14 protein-coding genes are annotated in these 19,619 nt (G+C 66.6%); 1 reads left to right on the top strand and 13 read right to left on the bottom strand.

Going from position 1 to position 19,619, the window contains the following annotated elements:
• Nucleotides 1-103: 103 nt before the first annotated feature.
• The 8 genes from rne to M1247_RS25305 form a co-directional block, all read right to left on the bottom strand.
• A complete protein-coding gene (gene rne, locus M1247_RS25340) occupies nucleotides 104-3,082 on the bottom strand; it encodes a ribonuclease E (protein ID WP_317159168.1) in 2,979 nt (992 codons plus the stop codon).
• Nucleotides 3,083-3,373: 291 nt separating this feature from the next.
• Complete coding sequence (gene ndk, locus M1247_RS25335; protein WP_317159167.1) at nucleotides 3,374-3,796, bottom strand: nucleoside-diphosphate kinase; 423 nt, start codon at nucleotides 3,794-3,796, stop codon at nucleotides 3,374-3,376.
• Between the two features lie 52 nt (nucleotides 3,797-3,848).
• On the bottom strand, nucleotides 3,849-4,187 hold the full coding sequence (locus tag M1247_RS25330; protein ID WP_317159360.1) for a DUF4233 domain-containing protein: 339 nt from the start codon (nucleotides 4,185-4,187) through the stop codon (nucleotides 3,849-3,851).
• Between the two features lie 65 nt (nucleotides 4,188-4,252).
• On the bottom strand, nucleotides 4,253-5,674 hold the full coding sequence (folC, locus tag M1247_RS25325; RefSeq protein ID WP_317159166.1) for a bifunctional tetrahydrofolate synthase/dihydrofolate synthase: 1,422 nt from the start codon (nucleotides 5,672-5,674) through the stop codon (nucleotides 4,253-4,255).
• Nucleotides 5,675-5,702: 28 nt separating this feature from the next.
• Complete coding sequence (locus M1247_RS25320; RefSeq protein ID WP_317159165.1) at nucleotides 5,703-8,354, bottom strand: valine--tRNA ligase; 2,652 nt, start codon at nucleotides 8,352-8,354, stop codon at nucleotides 5,703-5,705.
• A gap of 108 nt (nucleotides 8,355-8,462) precedes the next feature.
• Nucleotides 8,463-9,074, bottom strand: coding sequence for a DUF937 domain-containing protein (locus M1247_RS25315; RefSeq protein ID WP_317159164.1), 612 nt, complete (start codon nucleotides 9,072-9,074; stop codon nucleotides 8,463-8,465).
• Between the two features lie 115 nt (nucleotides 9,075-9,189).
• Nucleotides 9,190-10,440 (bottom strand): saccharopine dehydrogenase family protein, encoded by a 1,251-nt coding sequence (locus tag M1247_RS25310; RefSeq protein WP_317159163.1) that lies wholly within the window; start codon nucleotides 10,438-10,440, stop codon nucleotides 9,190-9,192.
• A 10-nt stretch (nucleotides 10,441-10,450) separates the two neighbouring features.
• Nucleotides 10,451-12,418 carry a S9 family peptidase gene (locus M1247_RS25305; RefSeq protein WP_317159162.1) on the bottom strand — a complete coding sequence of 656 codons (1,968 nt, stop codon included), beginning with the start codon at nucleotides 12,416-12,418 and terminating at the stop codon, nucleotides 10,451-10,453.
• An 84-nt stretch (nucleotides 12,419-12,502) separates the two neighbouring features.
• Here M1247_RS25305 and M1247_RS25300 point away from each other — a divergent pair, with 84 nt between their 5' ends.
• Entirely contained in the window at nucleotides 12,503-13,651 is a 1,149-nt protein-coding gene (locus tag M1247_RS25300; protein ID WP_317159161.1) for an FAD-dependent oxidoreductase, read from the top strand.
• 27 nt (nucleotides 13,652-13,678) lie between these two features.
• Here the strand turns inward: M1247_RS25300 and M1247_RS25295 are convergent, their stop codons facing one another.
• From M1247_RS25295 to M1247_RS25275, 5 genes are all read right to left on the bottom strand, one after another.
• Entirely contained in the window at nucleotides 13,679-14,176 is a 498-nt protein-coding gene (locus M1247_RS25295) for a transglycosylase family protein (RefSeq protein WP_317159160.1), read from the bottom strand.
• Nucleotides 14,177-14,404: 228 nt separating this feature from the next.
• Nucleotides 14,405-14,728, bottom strand: a complete 324-nt coding sequence (locus M1247_RS25290) for a transglycosylase family protein (protein WP_458695252.1) — start codon at nucleotides 14,726-14,728, stop codon at nucleotides 14,405-14,407.
• Between the two features lie 1,074 nt (nucleotides 14,729-15,802).
• A complete protein-coding gene (mobA, locus tag M1247_RS25285; RefSeq protein WP_317159159.1) occupies nucleotides 15,803-16,369 on the bottom strand; it encodes a molybdenum cofactor guanylyltransferase in 567 nt (188 codons plus the stop codon).
• A gap of 20 nt (nucleotides 16,370-16,389) precedes the next feature.
• Complete coding sequence (locus M1247_RS25280) at nucleotides 16,390-17,475, bottom strand: 2-oxoacid:ferredoxin oxidoreductase subunit beta (protein WP_317159158.1); 1,086 nt, start codon at nucleotides 17,473-17,475, stop codon at nucleotides 16,390-16,392.
• On the bottom strand, nucleotides 17,472-19,409 hold the full coding sequence (locus tag M1247_RS25275; protein ID WP_317159157.1) for a 2-oxoacid:acceptor oxidoreductase subunit alpha: 1,938 nt from the start codon (nucleotides 19,407-19,409) through the stop codon (nucleotides 17,472-17,474). The genes M1247_RS25280 and M1247_RS25275 overlap by 4 nt, the downstream gene beginning before the upstream one ends.
• Nucleotides 19,410-19,619 lie beyond the last annotated feature (210 nt).

The following is a 19,619-nucleotide window of genomic DNA, read 5'->3' as shown; positions in this document are numbered from 1 at the left end:
GGGGTGGCGGGAAATGTCCCGCCGTCACCGGCCTGCAATCACAGGCGCTGGCGACAACTGGTCAAGGGTACGTGACCAGCGGGTAAAGGGTCAAACCGACACCTCAGCTCTCGTGAGTCGGCGGGCCGGCCGGGCGGGCCGACGCCCGACGACGTACCCGACCACCACGGGCGGCCACCACCGGGGGCCGGTAGTAGTCCCGGTAACCGTCGGAGTCGTCCGAATCATCGCCGTCGGAGTCATCATCGGTGTCGTCGTCAGAATCATCGTCGGAGTCGCCGACCACCTCGATGTCCTCGTCGAGGTCATCCTCGTCGTCATCGTCGTCATCGAGGTCGATTTCGTCATCCGACTCGTCCGACTCATCTGAGTCGTCGTCGGAATCCTCAGACTCGTCGGAATCGTCGTCCGAATCGTCCCCGCCGGTGAAGTCCTCTTCGATCGACTCATCTGTGGTCTGCGCCTCGGAGTCGACCGGCTGGTCGGTGGTGGTCTGCTCGTCGTCACCGGCGCTCGCCTCGTCGGTGACCTCACCGTCCGCCTCGTCGTGATGGTCCCCGGAGGAGGCCGCCATCGCCTTGAACATCGGATGCTCACCCGGTGTGTGCGCCGGAACCTTGACCACCTGCACGTCGTCGGGACGGGAGACGGCCTTCTTGCCCCGCTTGCCGCGGCGTCCGCCGCCGCTGGTTTCCGGTTTGCGGCCACCGCCCCCGGAAGCGGATTCGATCGGGTCACTGTGCAGAACGATCCCTCGGCCACCGCAATGGGTGCAGGACGTGGAGAATGCTTCAACCAGCCCGGTACCCAAGCGCTTTCGGGTCAGCTGGACCAAACCGAGTGATGTCACCTCGGACACCTGGTGGCGTGTGCGGTCGCGGCCCAACGCCTCGGTCAGGCGGCGCAGCACCAGATCCCGGTTGGACTCAAGCACCATGTCGATGAAGTCGATGACAACGATGCCGCCGATGTCGCGGAGCCGCAGCTGGCGCACGATCTCCTCGGCGGCCTCCAGGTTGTTGCGGGTGACGGTCTGTTCGAGGTTGCCGCCCGATCCGGTGAACTTGCCGGTGTTGACGTCGACGACGGTCATCGCCTCGGTGCGGTCGATGACCAGGGTTCCGCCCGAGGGCAACCAGACCTTGCGGTCCATCGCCTTGGCCAACTGCTCGTCGATGCGGTGCACGGCGAACACATCGGGTCCGTCACCGGCCGGCTCGTACTTGGTCAACCTGCCCATGAGGTCGGGGGCCACCGACTGCACGTACTCGGTGATGGTGGTCCAGGCCTCGTCGCCGGACACGATGAGCCCGGAGAAATCCTCGTTGAACAGGTCACGGATGACCTTCACCAGCACGTCGGGCTCTTCATAGAGGGCGACCGCCGCACCGGCTTTCTTCCCGGTGATCTCGGTGGCTTTGGCCTCGATCTCCGTCCAGCGCTCCTGCAGGCGGTTGACGTCGGTGCGGATGTCGTCTTCTTTGACGCCCTCGGATGCGGTGCGGATGATCACACCGGCATCGGCCGGGACCACTTCGCGCAGGATTTCCTTGAGGCGCTGGCGTTCGGTGTCGGGCAGCTTGCGGCTGATGCCGGTCGACGAGGCGCCCGGTACGTACACCAGGTATCGGCCTGCCAGGGACACCTGCGTGGTCAGTCGCGCCCCCTTGTGCCCGACCGGATCCTTGCTGACCTGCACGACGACGTAGTCGCCGGGCTTGAGCGCCTGCTCGATCTTGCGCTGCGCACCGCCGAGCCCGGCGGCCTCCCAGTTCACCTCGCCGGCATAGAGCACGCCGTTGCGGCCACGGCCGATGTCGACGAACGCCGCTTCCATCGAGGGCAGCACGTTCTGCACGATGCCGAGGTAGATATTGCCGACCAGTGAAGCCGATGCCGGTGAGGTGACGAAATGCTCGACCACCACGCCGTCTTCGAGCACCGCCATCTGGGTGTAGCGGGCGCCTTCGTGCGGTGGTTCGGTGCGCACCTTGTCACGCACGATCATCGTCCGCTCGACGGCCTCACGACGGGCGAGGAATTCGGCCTCGCTCAGGATCGGCGGACGCCGGCGTCCGGCATCGCGACCGTCCCGACGGCGCTGCCGTTTGGCTTCCAGCCGCGTAGATCCGGAAATGCCCTGGATCTCGTTGTTGTCCTTCTCCGGCTTGTCATTGCGCGGAGGCCGTTCGTGCACGACGGTGTTCGGCGGGTCGTCCGGTGAGGACGCTTCGTCGGAGTCGCCCGAGCCCGACTTGCGCCTGCGACGCCGACGACGCCGACGACTGCCACCATCAGCGCTGGTGGTGTCGTCGTCACCATTGTCGTCCGAATCGTCGGAGTCCTCGGAATCGTCACCGGAATCCTGCTCATCGGTGTCGTCCTGATTGTCGGGGCCGTCATCGGAGTCCGAATTGTCATCGCTCTGCTCGCCACGGCCGCGCCCGCGTCCCCGGCGACCCCGGCGCCGCCGCCGTGCGGCAGGCCGGTCGGACTGGTCCTCGTCGGAGTCAGAATCGTCCGCCGCGTCAGCTGAATCGTCGGCGTCCTCGTCGTCGGCCTCTACCGGCTCGAACCGGACGGGCTGGGGGGCGACGAACAGCGGCAGGTAGTCGGCCCGATCGGTGTTGACCTCGCGGGCAGGCGGAATGTTGGCGGTCTCCAGAATCAACCGTGACTCGGGTTCGTCACCATCGACGAGCACGGCCGCAGCGGTGACCTCGACAGCCGGGACCTCGACAGCCGGGACCTCGGCGGCCGGCTGTTCCACCGGCTCGGCGGACTGTTCCGTCGGTTGGACCGGTACGGCGGCCTCAGCAACCGCTTCCGCGACCACCTCAGCGGCTACCCCAGCCTCGACCGGTGGAACAGCGAGCGCCTCGCGGACCCGCTCAGCCTCGGCCTTGTCGACCGTGGAATGCGCGCTGCGCCGACGTCCGTCCAGTTCGGCGAGGGCATCGAGCACCCGCCTACTGGTGGTGCCGAGCACCCGGGCCAGCGAATGAACTCTCAGCCGCTCTGGGAAGCTGTCCTGTTCTGGAGTCTGGGTTGATAGGTCTTCGGTTTGGGCATCTTCGGCCACGAATTCTCCTCAAGCCCCCGGGCGCGTCTGTTCGACGCGGCCACGCGAGGGCTTCCGCTATTGGCCCGGGACACTTTCCCCGGACTTGTTGTGGTCTCGCTCCGGGCGGCTCGCTACCGAACCCACCCGGTGCCTGGCTGAATGACGGCTGGACGGCCCGCGCCGCACCGGATTGCGATGGTCGCGCTCGTCGAAGTCTTCATTCGGGTGTTCAGCCTCGGTGTGAAGCCGGCTACCCGCAACCAGTATCCCACATCACTGGGGCGGTCCTGACCAGACCGCGCAACCCAGTTACCGAGCTGACACCTCGGCCGGGAACCACAGCGCGATCTCACGGGCCGCGGATTCCAGCGAATCCGACCCGTGCACCAGGTTGTCCTGAGTGACAATCGCCAGGTCACCACGGATCGACCCGGGCACCGCCTTCTCGACGGGATCGGTGCCGCCTGCGATCTGGCGGAACGCAGCCACAGCCCGCGGGCCTTCCACGATCGCGGCAACAACGGGTCCGGAAGTGATGAATTCCAGTAGCGAGGCGAAGAACGGCTTGCCGTCGTGCTCGGCGTAGTGCTGCCGCGCCAGGTCCTCGCTCACGTTCTTCATCTCGAGGGCCGCAAGCGTCAGGCCCTTGCGTTCGATCCGGCTGAGGATCTCCCCCACGAGGTGGCGCTGCACGCCGTCCGGCTTGATCAGTACGAGGGTCCGCTCAGTCACGGAGAGGAAGCGTACCGGTCGGTAATACCCTGCGCCATCACGGTCCCCGGCACTATTCCGGCGGACGTTGCTGACCGGGCAGCAGACCACGGTCCTGCCGGCGCTTGACCTCGGCGCGCAGATACACCAGCAGTAGCCAGACCACCGCAAACACCACGCCGATGAAACCGATGGCGCCGTGGATGACCACCCCGGCGATCACGACGAGTTGCAGCGACAGGTTCGCCCAGATGGCCCACGGCCTACCCTGCACCCCCGCCATCAGAACCAGCACCACGGCCAGCCCGATCAGATAGCCCCCGGACCACAGCGTCAGTCCTGGGTCGCCGACGGCGACCACCGGCAGCGCCAGCAACACCACGATGGCTTCCAGGATCAGGGTCGCGGCCATCACCCCGCGGAAGCTCTTCCACGGATCCGGTGGCGGCGGTAGTTGTTCGCCCGCCGGTTGTTCGCTCACTGCGGATCCCGTCCGAACAGGGTTCGGGCAGTCCCGGCTGTCACCACCGAGCCGGTGATCACCATGCCCGCCCCGGAGAGTCCCTCGCCGTCGGAACCGGCGTCCTCGACCAGTGCCGTGGCCGTTTCGATGGCATCGGGCAGCGTTGTCGCGGTGATCACGCGGTCCTGACCGAAGCGCTCCTCGGCCCGCTGGGCCAGCGACTCCACATCGAGGGCCCGCGCAGAGCCGTTGTGGGTGACCACGATCTGGTCGAACGCCGGCTCCAACGCGGTCAGGATGCCGTCGACGTCCTTGTCCGCCATCACCGACACCACACCGACCAGATGACGGAAGTCGAACTCCTGCTGCAAAGTCTGAGTCAGCGCTGCCGCACCGGCGGGATTATGCGCCGCATCGATGAATACCGTTGGAGCACTGCGCATCCGCTCCAGTCGACCCGGGCTGCTCACCGACGCGAACCCAGCACGCACGGTCTCGATATCGAGTTGACGGTCCGGCCCTGCGCCGAAGAACGCCTCCACCGCGGCCAAGGCCACCACCGCATTGTGTGCCTGGTGTTCGCCGTGCAGCGGCAGGAACACCTCGGAGTACACCCCGCCGAGCCCCTGCAGTTCGAGCAGCTGGCCGCCGATGGCGACCTGCCTGCTCAAGACCGCGAACTCGGAGCCTTCGCGGGCCACCGCGGCGTCGGCGCGCACAGCCTGGGCCAGCAGCACTTCCATCGCTTCGGGAGCCTGCTCGGCAATGATCGCCACCGTGGACGTGTCCATCCCCATGGGAACCAGGTCGTCTTTCTGCCTGGTGATGATGCCGGCCTTCTCCCCGGCGATCGCGGTGATCGTGTCACCCAGGTAGTCGGCGTGGTCGATCCCGATCGGGGTGATCACCGCGACAGGTGCGTTGACGACGTTGGTGGCGTCCCACCGTCCGCCCATGCCCGTCTCGATCACCGCGACGTCGATCGGCGCGTCGGCGAACGCGGCGAACGCCATCGCGGTGACCACCTCGAATTTGCTCATCGCCGGACCGCCCCCGGCTTCGGACTGCTGGTCCACCAGCTGCACGAACGGCTCGAGCTCGGTGTACGTCGCGACGTACTGCGCGGGCGTGATGGGCTTCCCGTCGATCGAGATGCGCTCGACCGCCGACTGCAGGTGGGGGCTCGTGGTGCGCCCGGTGCGCCGGTGCAGCGCGGTCAGCAGCGCGTCGACGATGCGTGCCACCGATGTCTTGCCGTTGGTGCCTGCGATATGGATGGACGGGTAGCCGAGTTGCGGCGAGCCCAGCAGCTCCAACAAGGCGGTGATCCGCGTGGTGCTGGGCTCCAATTTGGTTTCCGGCCAACGCTGGTCGAGCAGGTGCTCGACCTGTAACAGCGCGGCAATCTCGTCCGGGGACGGAGTCGGGTCTGTCATCTGGGTCCTCGGCTCTTCGCGCAAGCGCTCATCGCAACCCCGCCAGGCGTGCGGTGATCCGTTCGACCTCTTCACCGGCCAACTGCCGGCGGCCCCGGATCTTGTCGACAACGTCGGCGGGCGCCTTGGCCAGGAACGCGTCGTTGCCGAGCTTTGCGGTGGTGGTGGCGAGTTCCTTCTGTGCGGCGCCCAGGTCTTTCTCCAGCCGCCGCCGCTCCGCCTCGACATCCACGGTGCCCGAGGTGTCGAGTTCGACCACCACGGTGCCTTGCGACAACCGCACCTCGACCGCGGCCGAGGCGGTGAACCCGTCATCGGCATCGGTCAGCCAGGCCAGCGCGGTGACCGCGGCGAGCTGCCCGGTCAGGCCGGACTCGGCGATGGCCGACAGCCGGGCCGGAACCTTCTGCCGGTCGGCCAGCCCCTGGTCACTACGGAACCGGCGGATCTCGGTGATCAGCTTCTGCATATCGGCGATATGTTGTGCCGCATCAGGATCGGACGAGTATCCAGACGCTTCGGGCCACTGCGCAATGACGATCGACTCGCCATCGGTGAGCGTCTTCCACAGGGCCTCGGTGACAAACGGCATCACCGGATGCAGCAACTTCAGCAACGCGTCGAGGACCTCGGCCAGCACCCCGGTCGTGTGGGTGATGCCCTCGCCCAGCTGGACCTTGGCCAACTCGACGTACCAGTCGCAGAATTCATCCCAGGCGAAGTGGTACAGCGATTCGCAGGCCCGGCTGAACTCGTAGCTGTCGAACGCCGAATCCACTTCGGCGCGCACCTCTTCCAGCCGGCCGAGGATCCAGCGGTCGGCGTCGGTCAGGTCGGCGAGGCCGGGCAGCGGCGCGGGGGCCGCCCCGTTCATCAGCGCGAAACGCGTGGCATTGAACAGTTTGGTGGCGAAGTTACGCGAGGCACGGGCATGGTCCTCACCGATGGACAGGTCGCCGCCGGGACTGGCGCCACGGGCCAGGGTGAACCGCAGTGCGTCGGCGCCGAACTTCTCCACCCAATCCAGCGGGTCGATGCCGTTGCCGCGCGACTTGCTCATCTTGCGGCCGAATTCGTCGCGGATCAGACCGTGCAGGAAGACGTTCTCGAACGGCATCTGAGGGCCACGCTCACCGCCGGCGGTAATCGTCGGATCGTCGCTGACGAACGTGCCGAACATCATCATCCGCGCCACCCAGAAGAAGATGATGTCGTAGCCGGTGACCAGAACGCTTGTCGGATAGAACTTGGCCAGCTCGGGCGTGCGGTCGGGCCAACCCATGGTCGAGAACGGCCACAGCGCCGAGGAGAACCACGTGTCGAGCACATCGGGGTCCTGCTCCCAGCCCTCGGGCGGGGTCTCGTCCGGACCGACGCACACCGTCTCGCCGTCCGGGCCGTGCCAGATCGGGATGCGGTGGCCCCACCACAGCTGCCGCGAGATGCACCAGTCGTGCATGTTGTCGACCCAGGCGAACCATCGCGGTTCAAGGCTCGGCGGATGAATCACAGTGTCGCCGCTGCGCACCGCATCGCCCGCCGCCTTGGCCAGCGTCTCGACCCTGACCCACCATTGCAGGCTGAGCCGGGGTTCGATGGGCTCGCCGCTCCGCTCGGAATGACCGACGCTGTGCAGATACGGGCGCTTCTCCTCCACGACCCGCCCCTGGGCAGCCAGCGCCTCACGCACCTTCACCCGTGCCTCGAACCGGTCCATTCCGTCGAATTCGGTTCCGGTCCCTGCGATCCGGCCCTTGGTGTCCATGATCGACGGCATCGGCAGCTGGTGTCGCAACCCGATCTCGAAGTCGTTGGGATCGTGAGCGGGGGTGACCTTGACTGCGCCGGTACCGAATTCAGGGTCGACGTGGCCATCGGCAACGATCACGATGTCCCGGTCGGTGAACGGGTGTGGCAATGTCTTGCCGACGAGGTGGCGGTAGCGCTCGTCGTCGGGGTGCACCGCGATGCCGGTGTCTCCCAGCATCGTCTCGACCCGGGTGGTGGCCACCACGATGTGCGGCTCGTCATCGTTCATCGACCCGTAGCGGAACGAGACCAGCTCACCCTCGACCTCTGCGTGGACGACCTCGATGTCCGAGAGTGCCGTCTGCAGCGCGGGCGACCAGTTGACCAGCCGCTCGGCCTGGTAGATCAGCCCGGCATCGAACAAGCGCTTGAAGATGGTGCGGACGGCGCGCGACAGGCCCTCGTCCATCGTGAAACGTTCACGGTTCCAGTCCACGCCGTCGCCGAGTCGGCGCATCTGGGCGCCGATGGTGCCGCCGGATTCCCGCTTCCAGTCCCACACCTTCTCGATGAACAGCTCGCGGCCGAAGTCTTCCTTGGTCTTGCCGTCCACCGCGAGTTGCTTTTCCACCACGGTCTGGGTCGCGATACCGGCGTGGTCCATGCCGGGCAGCCACAGCACCTCGTAGCCCTGCATGCGTTTGCGCCGGGTGAGCGCATCCATCAGCGTGTGGTCGAGCGCATGGCCCATGTGCAGGCTGCCGGTCACATTCGGCGGCGGCAGCACGATGGAGTACGCGGGCTTGTCGCTCGCAGCATCGGCGGTGAAGTATCCGGCATCCACCCAGCCCTGGTACAGCTCGGCTTCCACCGAGCCGGGGTCCCATGATTTGGGGAGGGCATCGGCGCGATTGTCAGGGCTGGGGGTCACCGCGCCATTCTAGGAAGGAACGGTGCGAATACGCGAAAGCCCCCGCCACCGGGTGCGTGCACCGGGTGGCGGGGGCCGCGAGATCGCGAGGCGGTACGGCCGGACCGGCTACTTCTTGCCGCCGAGCAGGCCGCCGAGGATTTCGCCGATGGCGTTGCCCTGACCACCGCCGAGCACATTGCCGAGGATGCTGCCGAGCGGATTGTTGTTACCCCCGCCACCACCGGTGGCACCGCCGAGGATGCTGCCGAGGACGTCACCCAGGCCTCCGCCGGAGGCCTGGGGCTGCGGAGCGGACTGTGCGGGCGCGTTCTGCTGCGAGAACTGCTTACCGATGTAGGCCAGCACGATCGGGGCGAGGATCGGCAGCAGCTTCTTGATCAGGTCGCCGCCACCTGCACCGGTGCCCGCGAGTGACGATGCGACCGTACTGCTGTTGTTGCCGCCGAAGATGTGGGCGACCATCTTGTCGCCTTCGTTCTCGTCCACCTCGTTGACGTTCACCCCACCGTCGAGCAGGCCGCTGGCTGCCTGGTCGGTCACCGCGGTCTCGAGCTTGCTCGAGTCGATGTCGTCAGCCTGGACGTTCTGCTGCATGCCACCGACGAGTGCCGGAACCAGGGTCTTGATGGCCGCGTTCACCTCACCCTCGTCGGCACCGAGCTTGTTCGCGATGTCCCCTACCGGGATCTGGGCGAAGAGTTCGTCGAGACCGGCCATTGTTCTTCCCACCTTCGTTGCTGGCGTAGTTGAAGTCCTCGCGGACGACACTAGTCGCAATTGATCTTGCCCCACAGGTGTTCGCGGCGGTGCGATCGTTTCAGGCCCGATCGATTCAGGTCAGCGCGGTGGTCTCCAGCGTCACCCCGGCACCCGGCAGCCGGGTGAGCAGTGCATCTCCCATCGCCGCTGCCGGCGTCAGCACGCCACGCAGGTCGGAAAGCTGGTCACGGTCGGTGGCCAACGCCAGCCCGCACTGGCCGAGCAACACCGCAGTGGCCTTGTAACCGGGGTCGCCCTGTTGCGCCATCGTCGCGACGTACCGGGCACCCGAGGTCGTCGTGGTGTAGGTCTCGACGCGGTAGTGGCCGTGTTCGCGGGTTTTCTCGCTTGGCCCGGTCCCCGGCTTGGGAACGACGCGCTCGACGAGGCCGGCGGGCAGCCGGTTGAAGTACCGGCCGCCGAGGCTGAGCGTGGCGGCGTTGGATCCGGTGACCAGCGCCGCGGCGAGCGGCGCGCCGAGCGAGCGACCGAGGCTCATCTGCTCGGCATAGGAGAACCGGCGCCCATAGCGGTAATCCAGTAATGCATTGCTGCGTCGCACGATTCGGGTGTTCGGTGCCGCCATTGCGAACGCCCCGGTCCAGTATCCGGCCAGCTCCGGCGCAATCTCACCGCCACGCCGCCAGCGCACGTCCGGTTGCCCGCCGAGTTCCGGTTCGGCGCCGCGGTCCGGGCTCAGGGTGTACGGATCGTTCATCAGCTGCCGGGATTCCGGATCGCTGGACGACGTGCGCAGCACCTCCAGCATCGAGGCGACCGTGCCGCCGGACACCCCGCCCGCGAACGTTCGCACGACGAGGTTGGTGTCGCCGAGTTCGCCGGCACCATCGGCAGCGGTCCGCCGGTACAACGCGTACACAGTGAGATCGGATGGCACCGAATCGAATCCGCACGAGTGCACGATCCGGGCACCGGTGTCGAGGGCCTGCTTGTGGTGCAGGTCGATGCTGTTGCGGATGAACATGGTCTCGCCGGTCAGGTCGGCGTAGTCGGTCCCCGCCGCGGCGCAGGCCGCCACCAATGGCATGCCGTACCGGGTGTACGGCCCGACGGTCGTCACCACCACCTGCGTGCGGGCCGCCATGGCGTCGAGCGTGGACGGCGCGGTGGCGTCGGCGGTGATCAGCGGCCACGCCTGGGCTGCCGCGCCGAGCGTGGCACGCACCGCGCGCAACTTGTCCTCCGAACGCCCGGCCAGCGCGATTCGCGCCGTTCCGCCAGCCGTGGCCAAGTACTCGGCCGTCAGCTTGCCGGCGAATCCCGTCGCCCCGTATAGAACCAGATCGAACTCACGCTGCGTCACGATGCTGACGCTACCCGAGCAGTTCTGGCAGTTGAACGTCTTCGTCGCGCAGGTGCTTGCCCAGAAATGCGCTCACCACCTGGTACCAGATCTTGGCGTGCTCAGGCGCCAGCACCCAATGATTTTCGCTCGGATAGTAGAGGAAACGGTGGGGGCTGGATCCGTCCTCGTCGGCGGGCAGACCAGAGTGGGCCAGCAACTCGTACCACAGCCGCAGGGCTTCTCCGATCGGCACGCGGTAATCCTTGTCACCGTGGATGACCAGCATCGGGGTACGGATCTGGCCGACGAACCGATGCGGCGAATTGTGCTGTGCCATCTCGGGGGTCATCTCGCGAGCCCACCAATAGGCACCGTCGGTGGTGGGGCCGAACTGATCGAGCGCCCACAGGCCGGCATGGGTGACGATGGCGTCGAAGCGGTCTGTCTGACCGGCGATCCAGTTGGCCATGTAGCCGCCGAATGATCCGCCCATCGCCGCGGTCACCGACGCGTCGACCCGCGGATGCGCGCACGCCGCGTCCGTCGCGGCAAGCAGATCGGTGTAGGGCGCCCCACCCCAGGCACCCCAACCGCGCTGGATGAACTCCTGGCCGTACCCGGTGGACAGCCCAGGGTCCGGCATGAGCACCGCGTAGCCCTGTGCGGTGAGCAGCCATGGGTTCCAGCGCCAGTGCCAGCTGTTCCAGCTGCCCAATGGGCCGCCATGAATCCACAGCACCAGTGGAGCGGCCTCGTCACCGGTGGGCAGGGTCAGCCAGGACCGGACCGGCGCGCCGTCTTCTGCGGTGGCGGTCAGCTCGGTGAGAGTGCCTGGCAGTTCCGGCCAATCCAGGCACGGCAGCTCGGTGATGGTGCCGTCCGGGTCGAGGCGCACGGGATGCGGCGGCGCGGTGTACGAGCTGCGCAGCGCATAGATCACACCGCCGGGCGCGGTACGCACATTGCTGTAGGTGTAGTCGTCATCGGTGCGGCGGGTGACGCTTCCGGTGACCGGGTCGACGCCGAAAATCGGTCCGCGCCCTGATTCGTCCGCGGTGACGATCAACGTCGATGAGTCCTGCGACCAGGTCACCGAATTGGGCCACCGGTCCCAATTGACGGTCAGCTCCACCGGCTCCGCACCGAACTGCATGCAGCACAACGTGAGCCGCGGCGCTTCGGTGGGTGTCGAGTGGGTTTCGCGCAAGAATGCCACCGCGTGCCCGTCCGGCGCGATCGACGGAGCACCCAGGTCGGCGCCCGGCTCGTCGGCGATCGTGGTGCGGTCGCCGGTCTCGCGGTCGATACGCACCAGGATCGACCGGATCGATGCTCCCGGGCCCGGCACCTGCCAGGAGCTCACCACGAACAGCCCGTCGGCGCTGACGTCGAATGCAGCCTCCCGCAAGGCCTCTCCGGGGTTCGCGGTGAGATCGGTCGGCCCGTCCGCATCAAAGAGGTGCGGTTGTTCCGGGCCGAGATGGTGGTCCCAGTGCCGGACCGGGTATCCGGCGTGCAACACGGCCGACACCTTGGCGTCCTTGCGCCGGTCCCGCAGCGTCTTGTCGGCGTCGACATCACCGGCCGAGGGCAACAGTGTTGCGGCCACCACCGTGACGTCGGCCGCGGCCGCACTCACCACACCGGCGACACCGCCGGGCATGGTCAGCATCTCGACGGCTTCCCCACCTGTGGCCGGCAGCCGCCACAGCGCCGCGGGCGGTTTGTCCTCGTCGGCGCTCGGCCGCACCGCCAGGAACAGCAGGTCGGCCTCGGCGGTGAAAGCAGGTGCCGATTCACCTTTGGCGCCGTGCGTCAACCGGCGGGCGGGCCGGCGCCCCGTGGGATCCAATTCCCATACCGCGCTGACGAATTCCGTGCGCTTGTCATTCAATGAGCTGATTGTGGTGACCAGTCGCGAACCGTCCGGTGAAACCGCAAGGCCCGCTACCCGTGGCAGCGCAAGATACTCGTCGAGGTCGTGAAACGGGGTCATGCTCGACCACGGTAGCCGCCGCCGGCAGTTGCCGATCCCAACTCCGGTCGCGGCAACACGCGTGGCGCTCGTTACATTCGAACGATGGCAAAGCCGATCCTCGTTGTCGGAGCCGGCATCACCGGACTGGCGAGCGCCGTCGCGCTGCAGCGGCGCGGGTTCGAGGTCGATGTCGTCGAAGCGCGGACCGACACGGCATCAGGCGCCGGTATCAGCATCTGGCCCAACGCATTGGCCGCCCTCGACGAGATCGGCCTCGGTGACGCCGTGCGCGGTGCGGGTGGCCGGGTCGCCGCGGGGGCGCTGCGCTGGCACGACGGCACCTGGCTGCGGCGGCCGGCACGGGAACGGATGATCAGGAGCCTGGGCGAACCGCTCGTCGTCATTCGGCGCTCCGAACTGACCGACATCCTGGCCGCAGCATTGCGACCCGGCACGGTGCACTACGGGCTGGCAGTCGACGACCTCGTCGCCACCGGCTCCGGAGTGCGGGTGACGCTGTCTGACGATTCCAGCCGGGAGGCGGCCGCCGTGCTCGGCGCCGATGGGGTCGCTTCGGTGGTGGCCCGCCATCTGAACGGCCCGCTGACACGTCGTTATGCCGGCTACACCGCCTGGCGTGGAGTGGCTGACTACATGCTCGACCCGGAGTTGTCCGGCGAAACCCTCGGCGCCGGCGTGGAGGTCGGACATGTCCCGCTCGGATCCGATCACACGTATTGGTTCGCCACCCAGCGGGCCCCGCAGGGCCAGACGGCGCCCGACGGGGAGCTGGCCCATCTACGGCGGGTGTTCGGCTCGTGGGCCGAACCCGTTCCTGCTCTACTCGCCGCCTCGGATCCGGCCGAGGTGTTGCGCAACGATCTCTACGACCGCGCGCAGGCCCGCTGCTGGGCGCGCGGCCCCGTCGTGATCGCGGGCGACGCCGCGCACCCGATGCGTCCACATCTCGGCCAGGGCGGCTGTCAGGGCCTGGAGGATGCGGCGATCCTGGCGGGGCTGGCCGACGGGGCGACGGATCTGCCCGACGCGTTCGCACGGTTCGCCGCGCTGCGGCGGCCCCGGGTGAACACGCTGGTACGCAAATCGGCACTCATCGGCCGGATCGTCAATCTGCGCCCGGCAACGCTCAGTGCCGTCGCAGGGCGCGCCACCGTGCTGGTTCCCGAGTTCGTGCTGACCCGGCAGCTGGCATCGATCGCGTCGCGGTCGGCCTTCACACCGGTGCGCTGAACGGCACCGCCTGACCGGTGGCCATCCTCAGCGCGCCGCGCCGAGCGACACCAGCGGGTCGAGGAGCGACGAACAGAGCTGGCGCAGGTTGAAGATGCCGAGCACGCTGCCGGGCCGCACCGCGGCACAACCACCCGTGGGCGCGGCCGGCGCGGCCGGTGCTCCCCAAACGGCCGGGGAGCCCGCGCGCGTGCCGCACGTCGGCCACGCGCCGAGCCCCTGGGTGGCGAGCACGTTCTCGGCGACCCTGATCTGCTCTTCTCGGGACGCGCCGGCGGGAGATCCCACGCCGCCGTGAGCGGCCCAGGTGGTCGGCTTGAACTGCAAACCGCCGTAGTGGCCGTTTCCGGTGTTGGTCGACCAGTTGCCGCCGGATTCACAGGCGGCGATGGCATCCCAGTTGACCGAGTCCGCGTGCGCTGACGGAGCCGTGGGCACGGACAGGATCAGCGGTGCCACCGCAAGCACACCGGCTCCGACTATCAGCCAAAAACCCCTGGTTGTCGCCCTCGAGATGTTCCTCATCGCGGTCCTTCCCCGACCTTCGACACGAGGACCGCACAGAACCTTCGTCACGTTTGGGCAACCATGCGGTCACTAATGAGTTCGTGTGACCAACCTCACGCGTTACACGGGAGGCTGAAGTTCTCATGGAGGCTGGAGTAACCGGAGGGCCTGATGGGGAAACTGAAACGGTGCCGGGCGCGTGGCCCGGCACCGTTTCGTACTACGTCCTACTGGGTACAGACAGGACTAGCCGCGCTGACCGCACACCGGCCAGGCGCCGATGCCCTGAGTGTTCAGCACGTTCTCGGCCACCCGGATCTGCTCCGAGCGCGATGCGTTGTGGGGCATGCCCGCGCCGCCGTGCGAGCGCCAGGTGCCCAGGTTGAACTGCAGGCCGCCGTAGTAGCCGTTACCGGTGTTGATCGACCAGTTACCGCCGGACTCGCAGGAGGCGACGGCGTCCCAGTTGACGCTGTCCGCATTGGCGGTGCCGGTCGCCAGCGCCATCGGGGCCAGAGCGAGCGCTCCGGTCATGGCGGCCAGGCCGAGCGTCTTGCGGATGTTCTTCATGCGTTCCTTTCGCCAAGCGCGCGCCACCCACGCCCGCTGACGCGGGCGCACAGCAGCCTGGACTCCAGGCCGGAGGAGTTGGTTCGCGCCGTCTCGGTCAGGCACGAAAGGGGGACTGAATGCCAGGCCGGGATCAAGCCCCCGGCCCCCGCGCGGTCGTTCTCGCCGCGGCAGCCCCGCTCACACGCAGGTTCTTGGTGTTGAAATTATTTGCTCCGTCTGGAGTCGTCAGGGACGGTACAAAGATCTCGAACGGAAGTCATGTCAATGTAGAAGTGGCCTCGGAAAGATCACAGACAGATAACGAGACGATTAGAGAATCGTTTATGCAGGTCAACTCCGCGTTCTAACGGTTTCACCGTTCCGAGAAGCGACCGACAGGCAGTGACTGAGATCACGGTCATTTTGTGAGCCGCCCCACTTGCCTGAGTGCTCCGAGCGCCTGGATTTCGCGTCCGCCGACGCATAAGCACTGGTAGATGCCATCGGCCAGTGTTACGTAACCCTCTGCGGAGCCGGAAACCGGTTCGCTGTCGGCCCGCATCGCGGGACCCGGCCACGCTGCTGGCCGATTGCCTTGCCACGCAACGGATACGCCCCAGCCGGCGACCGGCCGGGGCCAGGACACCGCTCATCACCGAGGTCGTCACCGCCGCCGTCAGAGCGCTAAATGCATTGCAGTCCAGACTGTTTCATTCTCAGATACCACCAGAACGACGGGTCAGGGGCGGGCTGTGGTCGGCGCCGAGGCCCTCCTGGGCTCCCTGCCGCGAGAAAGGCCGGGGTCGAGACGGTTTTCACCCGTCCGCCACCGTGACCAACACGGCGAATATCGAATACACGCGCCGATACCGCCGCACAAAACCCGCGAGATACCCACGGCGCGTGGGTATCTCGGACAACATTCATGAGGCCCGCAAAGGCAGTGCAGGCAATTTCCCATTTAAGAATCGAAATGTCGACACAGAAGTAATGACGAAACAATTGCTAATTTATCTCGAAACGATAAATAGAGGCCAACAGTGCGGAGAATTCACAATTTGCTGGAGGCGGTTTGGCAGTTGTGCGCGGAACTCAGGGCAGATCTGCCGCGCTGTTGACATTGGTCAATGCGCGCTGTGGCGCCATCACGATCCGCTGTGTGTCGACGGTTTCTGCCAATGCCCGCATACTGCGCTCACCGTCGGACACCAACGCGGCGATCCGTTCAGTCAGCGAGCTCCGATAGATGCCGGCCAGGTAATGGTCTCGGCCGTCCCAGGGCAGCACGATGTCGGCGCCCAGCCGCACCGCCGGGTCGAGAAGTTGATCGATGAGATCTGCTGACAGGAACGGCATGTCGACCGCGCACACGAAGGCCAACTCACCGCCGGATTCGGCGACCGCACGTAGTCCCCTGCCGGTTGCGACCAGCGGCCCCACGCCACGTACCTCGTCGCGCAGGACGTGAGCGGTCAGCTCGGGCAGTGGTTGACCGGGAGCGGCGATGACGAAGACAGGTGAACAACGTTGACTGACTGCCGAGACCACCCGCTCAACCATTGTCGTTCCCTCGAACGGCAAGGTGGCCTTGTCACGGCCCATACGACGGGATGCCCCGCCCGCCAACACCACAGCAGCCAACGGAACAGGCGATGTCACGCCCGTGACGTTAGCGCACGTTAGTCGACAGTCCAGGTATCTTTGCCCCGAAGCAGCGCTTGCAGGGCCGCCGTGTCGTGTGCCTTGGCTTTCTGAGCAGCCTGAATCTGCTGGCGCGCAGCATCGTCGTAGGTGGGCTTGTTCACCTGGCGGAAGATGCCCATCACCATGTGTTCGAGGTTCTGCTCAGACAGCCGTGACAGCGCGAACGCGTACGCGGGGTCGTCGAGCTGCGCATCGTGCACGACGATTTCGTCGGCGGACACGTCCGCGGTCTTGGCCGCTTCAAGGCCGAATCCGGACTTGACCACGCAATACTCGCCGTCAGCTCCGAAGGTGATCGGCTCGCCGTGGCTGACACTGATCAACCGTTCCTCGGAGCCTTCCTTGCGCAGGGCGTCGAAGGACCCGTCGTTGAAGATCGGGCAGTCCTGCATGATCTCGACCAGTGCGGCACCGCGGTGCGCCGCCGCGGCGCGCAACACCTCCGAGAGGCCTTTGCGGTCGGAGTCCAGTGCCCGGCCGACGAAGGTCGCCTCGGCACCGAGCGCCAGTGACACCGGGTTGAACGGGTAGTCCAGCGACCCCATCGGGGTGGACTTGGTGACCTTGCCGGTCTCCGAGGTCGGCGAGTACTGCCCCTTGGTCAGACCGTAGATCCTGTTGTTGAACAGCAGGATCGTGATGTTCATGTTGCGCCGCAACGCGTGGATCAGGTGATTGCCGCCGATCGACAACGCGTCGCCGTCACCGGTGACCACCCATACCGACAGGTCCGGCCGGGCCAACGCCAGGCCGGTGGCGATGGTCGGGGCACGGCCGTGGATCGAGTGGAAACCATAGGTCTCCAGGTAGTACGGGAAGCGGCTGGAGCACCCGATACCGCTGATGAACGCGATGTTCTCGCGACGCAGCCCCAACTCGGGCAGGAAGTTCCTGATCGTGTTGAGGATGACGTAGTCGCCGCACCCCGGGCACCAGCGGACCTCCTGGTCACTGGTGAAGTCTTTGCCCTTCTGCGGCTGGTCCGTCGTCGGCACCAGGGCAGTCTTGGTCAGCGGTGTCAGGCCCAGATCTTGATGGTCCGCGCCAACTAGGTCAGTCATGCGTTCGCTCCCACACTCGTCTCCACCGTGGCCGCCGCCAACCGTGCAAACTTCGCCTTGTCCGATTCCTTGTCGCCCAGCGTTCCGTCCAGCGCGGCATCGATGATGCCTTCGATCTCGTCCGCCAGGAACGCCATGCCTTCAACCTTGGTCACCGACTGAACATCGACCAGGTACCTGCCCCGGAGCAGCAGCGCAAGCTGGCCCAGGTTCATTTCCGGCGCAACCACCTTGGGGTAGCGACGGAGTACCTCACCGAGGTTAGCCGGGAACGGGTTGAGATGACGCAGATGCGCGTGGGCCACCTTGATTCCCTTACGCCGGGCGCGACGGCACGCCTCACCGATCGGGCCGTACGAGCTGCCCCAGCCGAGCAACAGCAATTCGGCTTCACCGCTCGGATCGTCGACCTCGAGCTCGGGCACCGAGATACCGGAGATCTTCTCCTGACGCAGCCGCACCATCAGGTCGTGGTTCTTGGGTTCGTAGGAGATGTTGCCCGAACCGTTGGCAGCCTCCAGGCCCCCGATGCGATGCTCCAGACCCGGTGTGCCGGGCACGGCGAACTGGCGGGACAACGTCTCGGGATCCCGTGCGTACGGCTGGAACGGCTCACCCTCCTTGGCGAAGGTGTGCTCGATGGCCGGATAGGTGCTCACGTCGGGGATGCGCCACGGCTCCGAACCGTTGGCCACCGCACCGTCGGACAGGATGATCACCGGGGTGTGGTAGTTCACCGCGATGCGGGCGGCCTCGACCGCGACGTCGAAGCAATCCGACGGCGACCGCGGGGCCAGTACCGCCACCGGGGATTCACCGTTGCGGCCGAACAGCGCCTGCAGCAGATCGGCCTGCTCGGTCTTGGTCGGCAGACCGGTCGAAGGGCCGCCGCGCTGCACGTCGATGACGATCAATGGCAGCTCGGTCATCACCGCCAGGCCGATGGCTTCGGACTTCAGCGAGACACCGGGCCCCGAGGTGCTGGTCACGCCGAGCGCGCCACCGTAGGAGGCGCCGATGGCCGCACCGATGCCTGCGATCTCGTCCTCGGCCTGGAACGTCAGCACATTGAAGTTCTTGTGTTTGGACAGTTCGTGCAGGATGTCCGAAGCCGGGGTGATCGGATAGGTCCCGAGTACCACCTGAACGCCGGCGAGCTGACCGGCCGCGACAATGCCGTACGCCAATGCGGTGTTACCCGAGATCTGGCGGTATTCGCCCGAGTGCAGCTTGGCCGGCGCCACCTCGTAGGTGATGGCGAAGGCCTCGGTGGTCTCGCCGTAATTCCAGCCGGCCTTGAGCGCCAGCACGTTGGCCTCGGCGATTTCGGGCTTGCGGGAGAACTTGTCGCGGATGAAGGTTTCGCTGTGCTCCAGTTCGCGGCCGTACATCCACGACAGCAGCCCGAGCGCGAACATGTTCTTGGCGCGCTGGCCGTCCTTCTTGGTGGCGCCGATCACCTCGACCGCGCCGAGCGTGAGGGTGGTCATCGCGACGGACTGCACCACATAGTCGGACAGCTCGTCGGTCTCCAGCGGATTGGCGTCGTAGCCGACCTTGGCGAGGTTGCGCTTGGTGAACTCGTCGGAGTTGGCGATGATCAGACCGCCCCGCGGCAGATCGGACACGTTGGCCTTCAGCGCCGCCGGGTTCATCGCGACCAGCACATCAGGGCGGTCGCCCGCGGTGAGGATGTCGTAGTCGGCGATCTGGATCTGGAACGACGACACACCGGGCAGCGTGCCCTGTGGCGCGCGGATCTCGGCGGGGTAATTCGGTTGGGTGGCAAGGTCATTGCCGAACAGCGCTGCCTCGGTGGTGAAGCGGTCACCGGTCAGCTGCATCCCGTCGCCGGAGTCGCCGGCGAAGCGGATGACGACCTTTTCCAGCTTCTGCCGCGGCGCGGTGCCATTGCCGTTGCCGTTCTCACCCACGGCTACCGCCTTTCACGCTACTTCGGCCACGCCTGTCGAGTCGCCGTCCTGCGGCGCGCCTCCGGTTCGATGGACACCGAAATTTTTATGTCACTGCCAGTACCGATTATTGCACTGCTCTTAGGCTGGACTTCACCGAGGCGCGGTCCGACACGCGACACGAATGCCACCGAAGGCACTGCTCATAGAGGTGAAGAAGCCCGGTTTGAG

This window comes from Mycobacterium appelbergii, from assembly GCF_032883035.1.
GTDB lineage: Bacteria > Actinomycetota > Actinomycetes > Mycobacteriales > Mycobacteriaceae > Mycobacterium > Mycobacterium appelbergii.
This window is presented reverse-complemented; position numbering and strand designations above follow the sequence as displayed.

Excerpts from the sequence above, each read along its gene's own strand:
- M1247_RS25330 (WP_317159360.1), bottom strand. The coding sequence starts at position 4,187 with ATGGCCGCGACCCTGATCCTGGAAGCCATCGTGGTGTTGCTGGCGCTG.
- folC (WP_317159166.1), bottom strand. The coding sequence starts at position 5,674 with ATGACAGACCCGACTCCGTCCCCGGACGAGATTGCCGCGCTGTTACAG.
- M1247_RS25315 (WP_317159164.1), bottom strand. The coding sequence starts at position 9,074 with ATGGCCGGTCTCGACGAACTCTTCGCCCAGATCCCGGTAGGGGACATC.
- M1247_RS25305 (WP_317159162.1), bottom strand. The coding sequence starts at position 12,418 with ATGACCCCGTTTCACGACCTCGACGAGTATCTTGCGCTGCCACGGGTA.
- M1247_RS25300 (WP_317159161.1), top strand. The coding sequence starts at position 12,503 with ATGGCAAAGCCGATCCTCGTTGTCGGAGCCGGCATCACCGGACTGGCG.
- M1247_RS25295 (WP_317159160.1), bottom strand. The coding sequence starts at position 14,176 with ATGAGGAACATCTCGAGGGCGACAACCAGGGGTTTTTGGCTGATAGTC.
- M1247_RS25290 (WP_458695252.1), bottom strand. The coding sequence starts at position 14,728 with ATGAAGAACATCCGCAAGACGCTCGGCCTGGCCGCCATGACCGGAGCG.
- M1247_RS25280 (WP_317159158.1), bottom strand. The coding sequence starts at position 17,475 with ATGACTGACCTAGTTGGCGCGGACCATCAAGATCTGGGCCTGACACCG.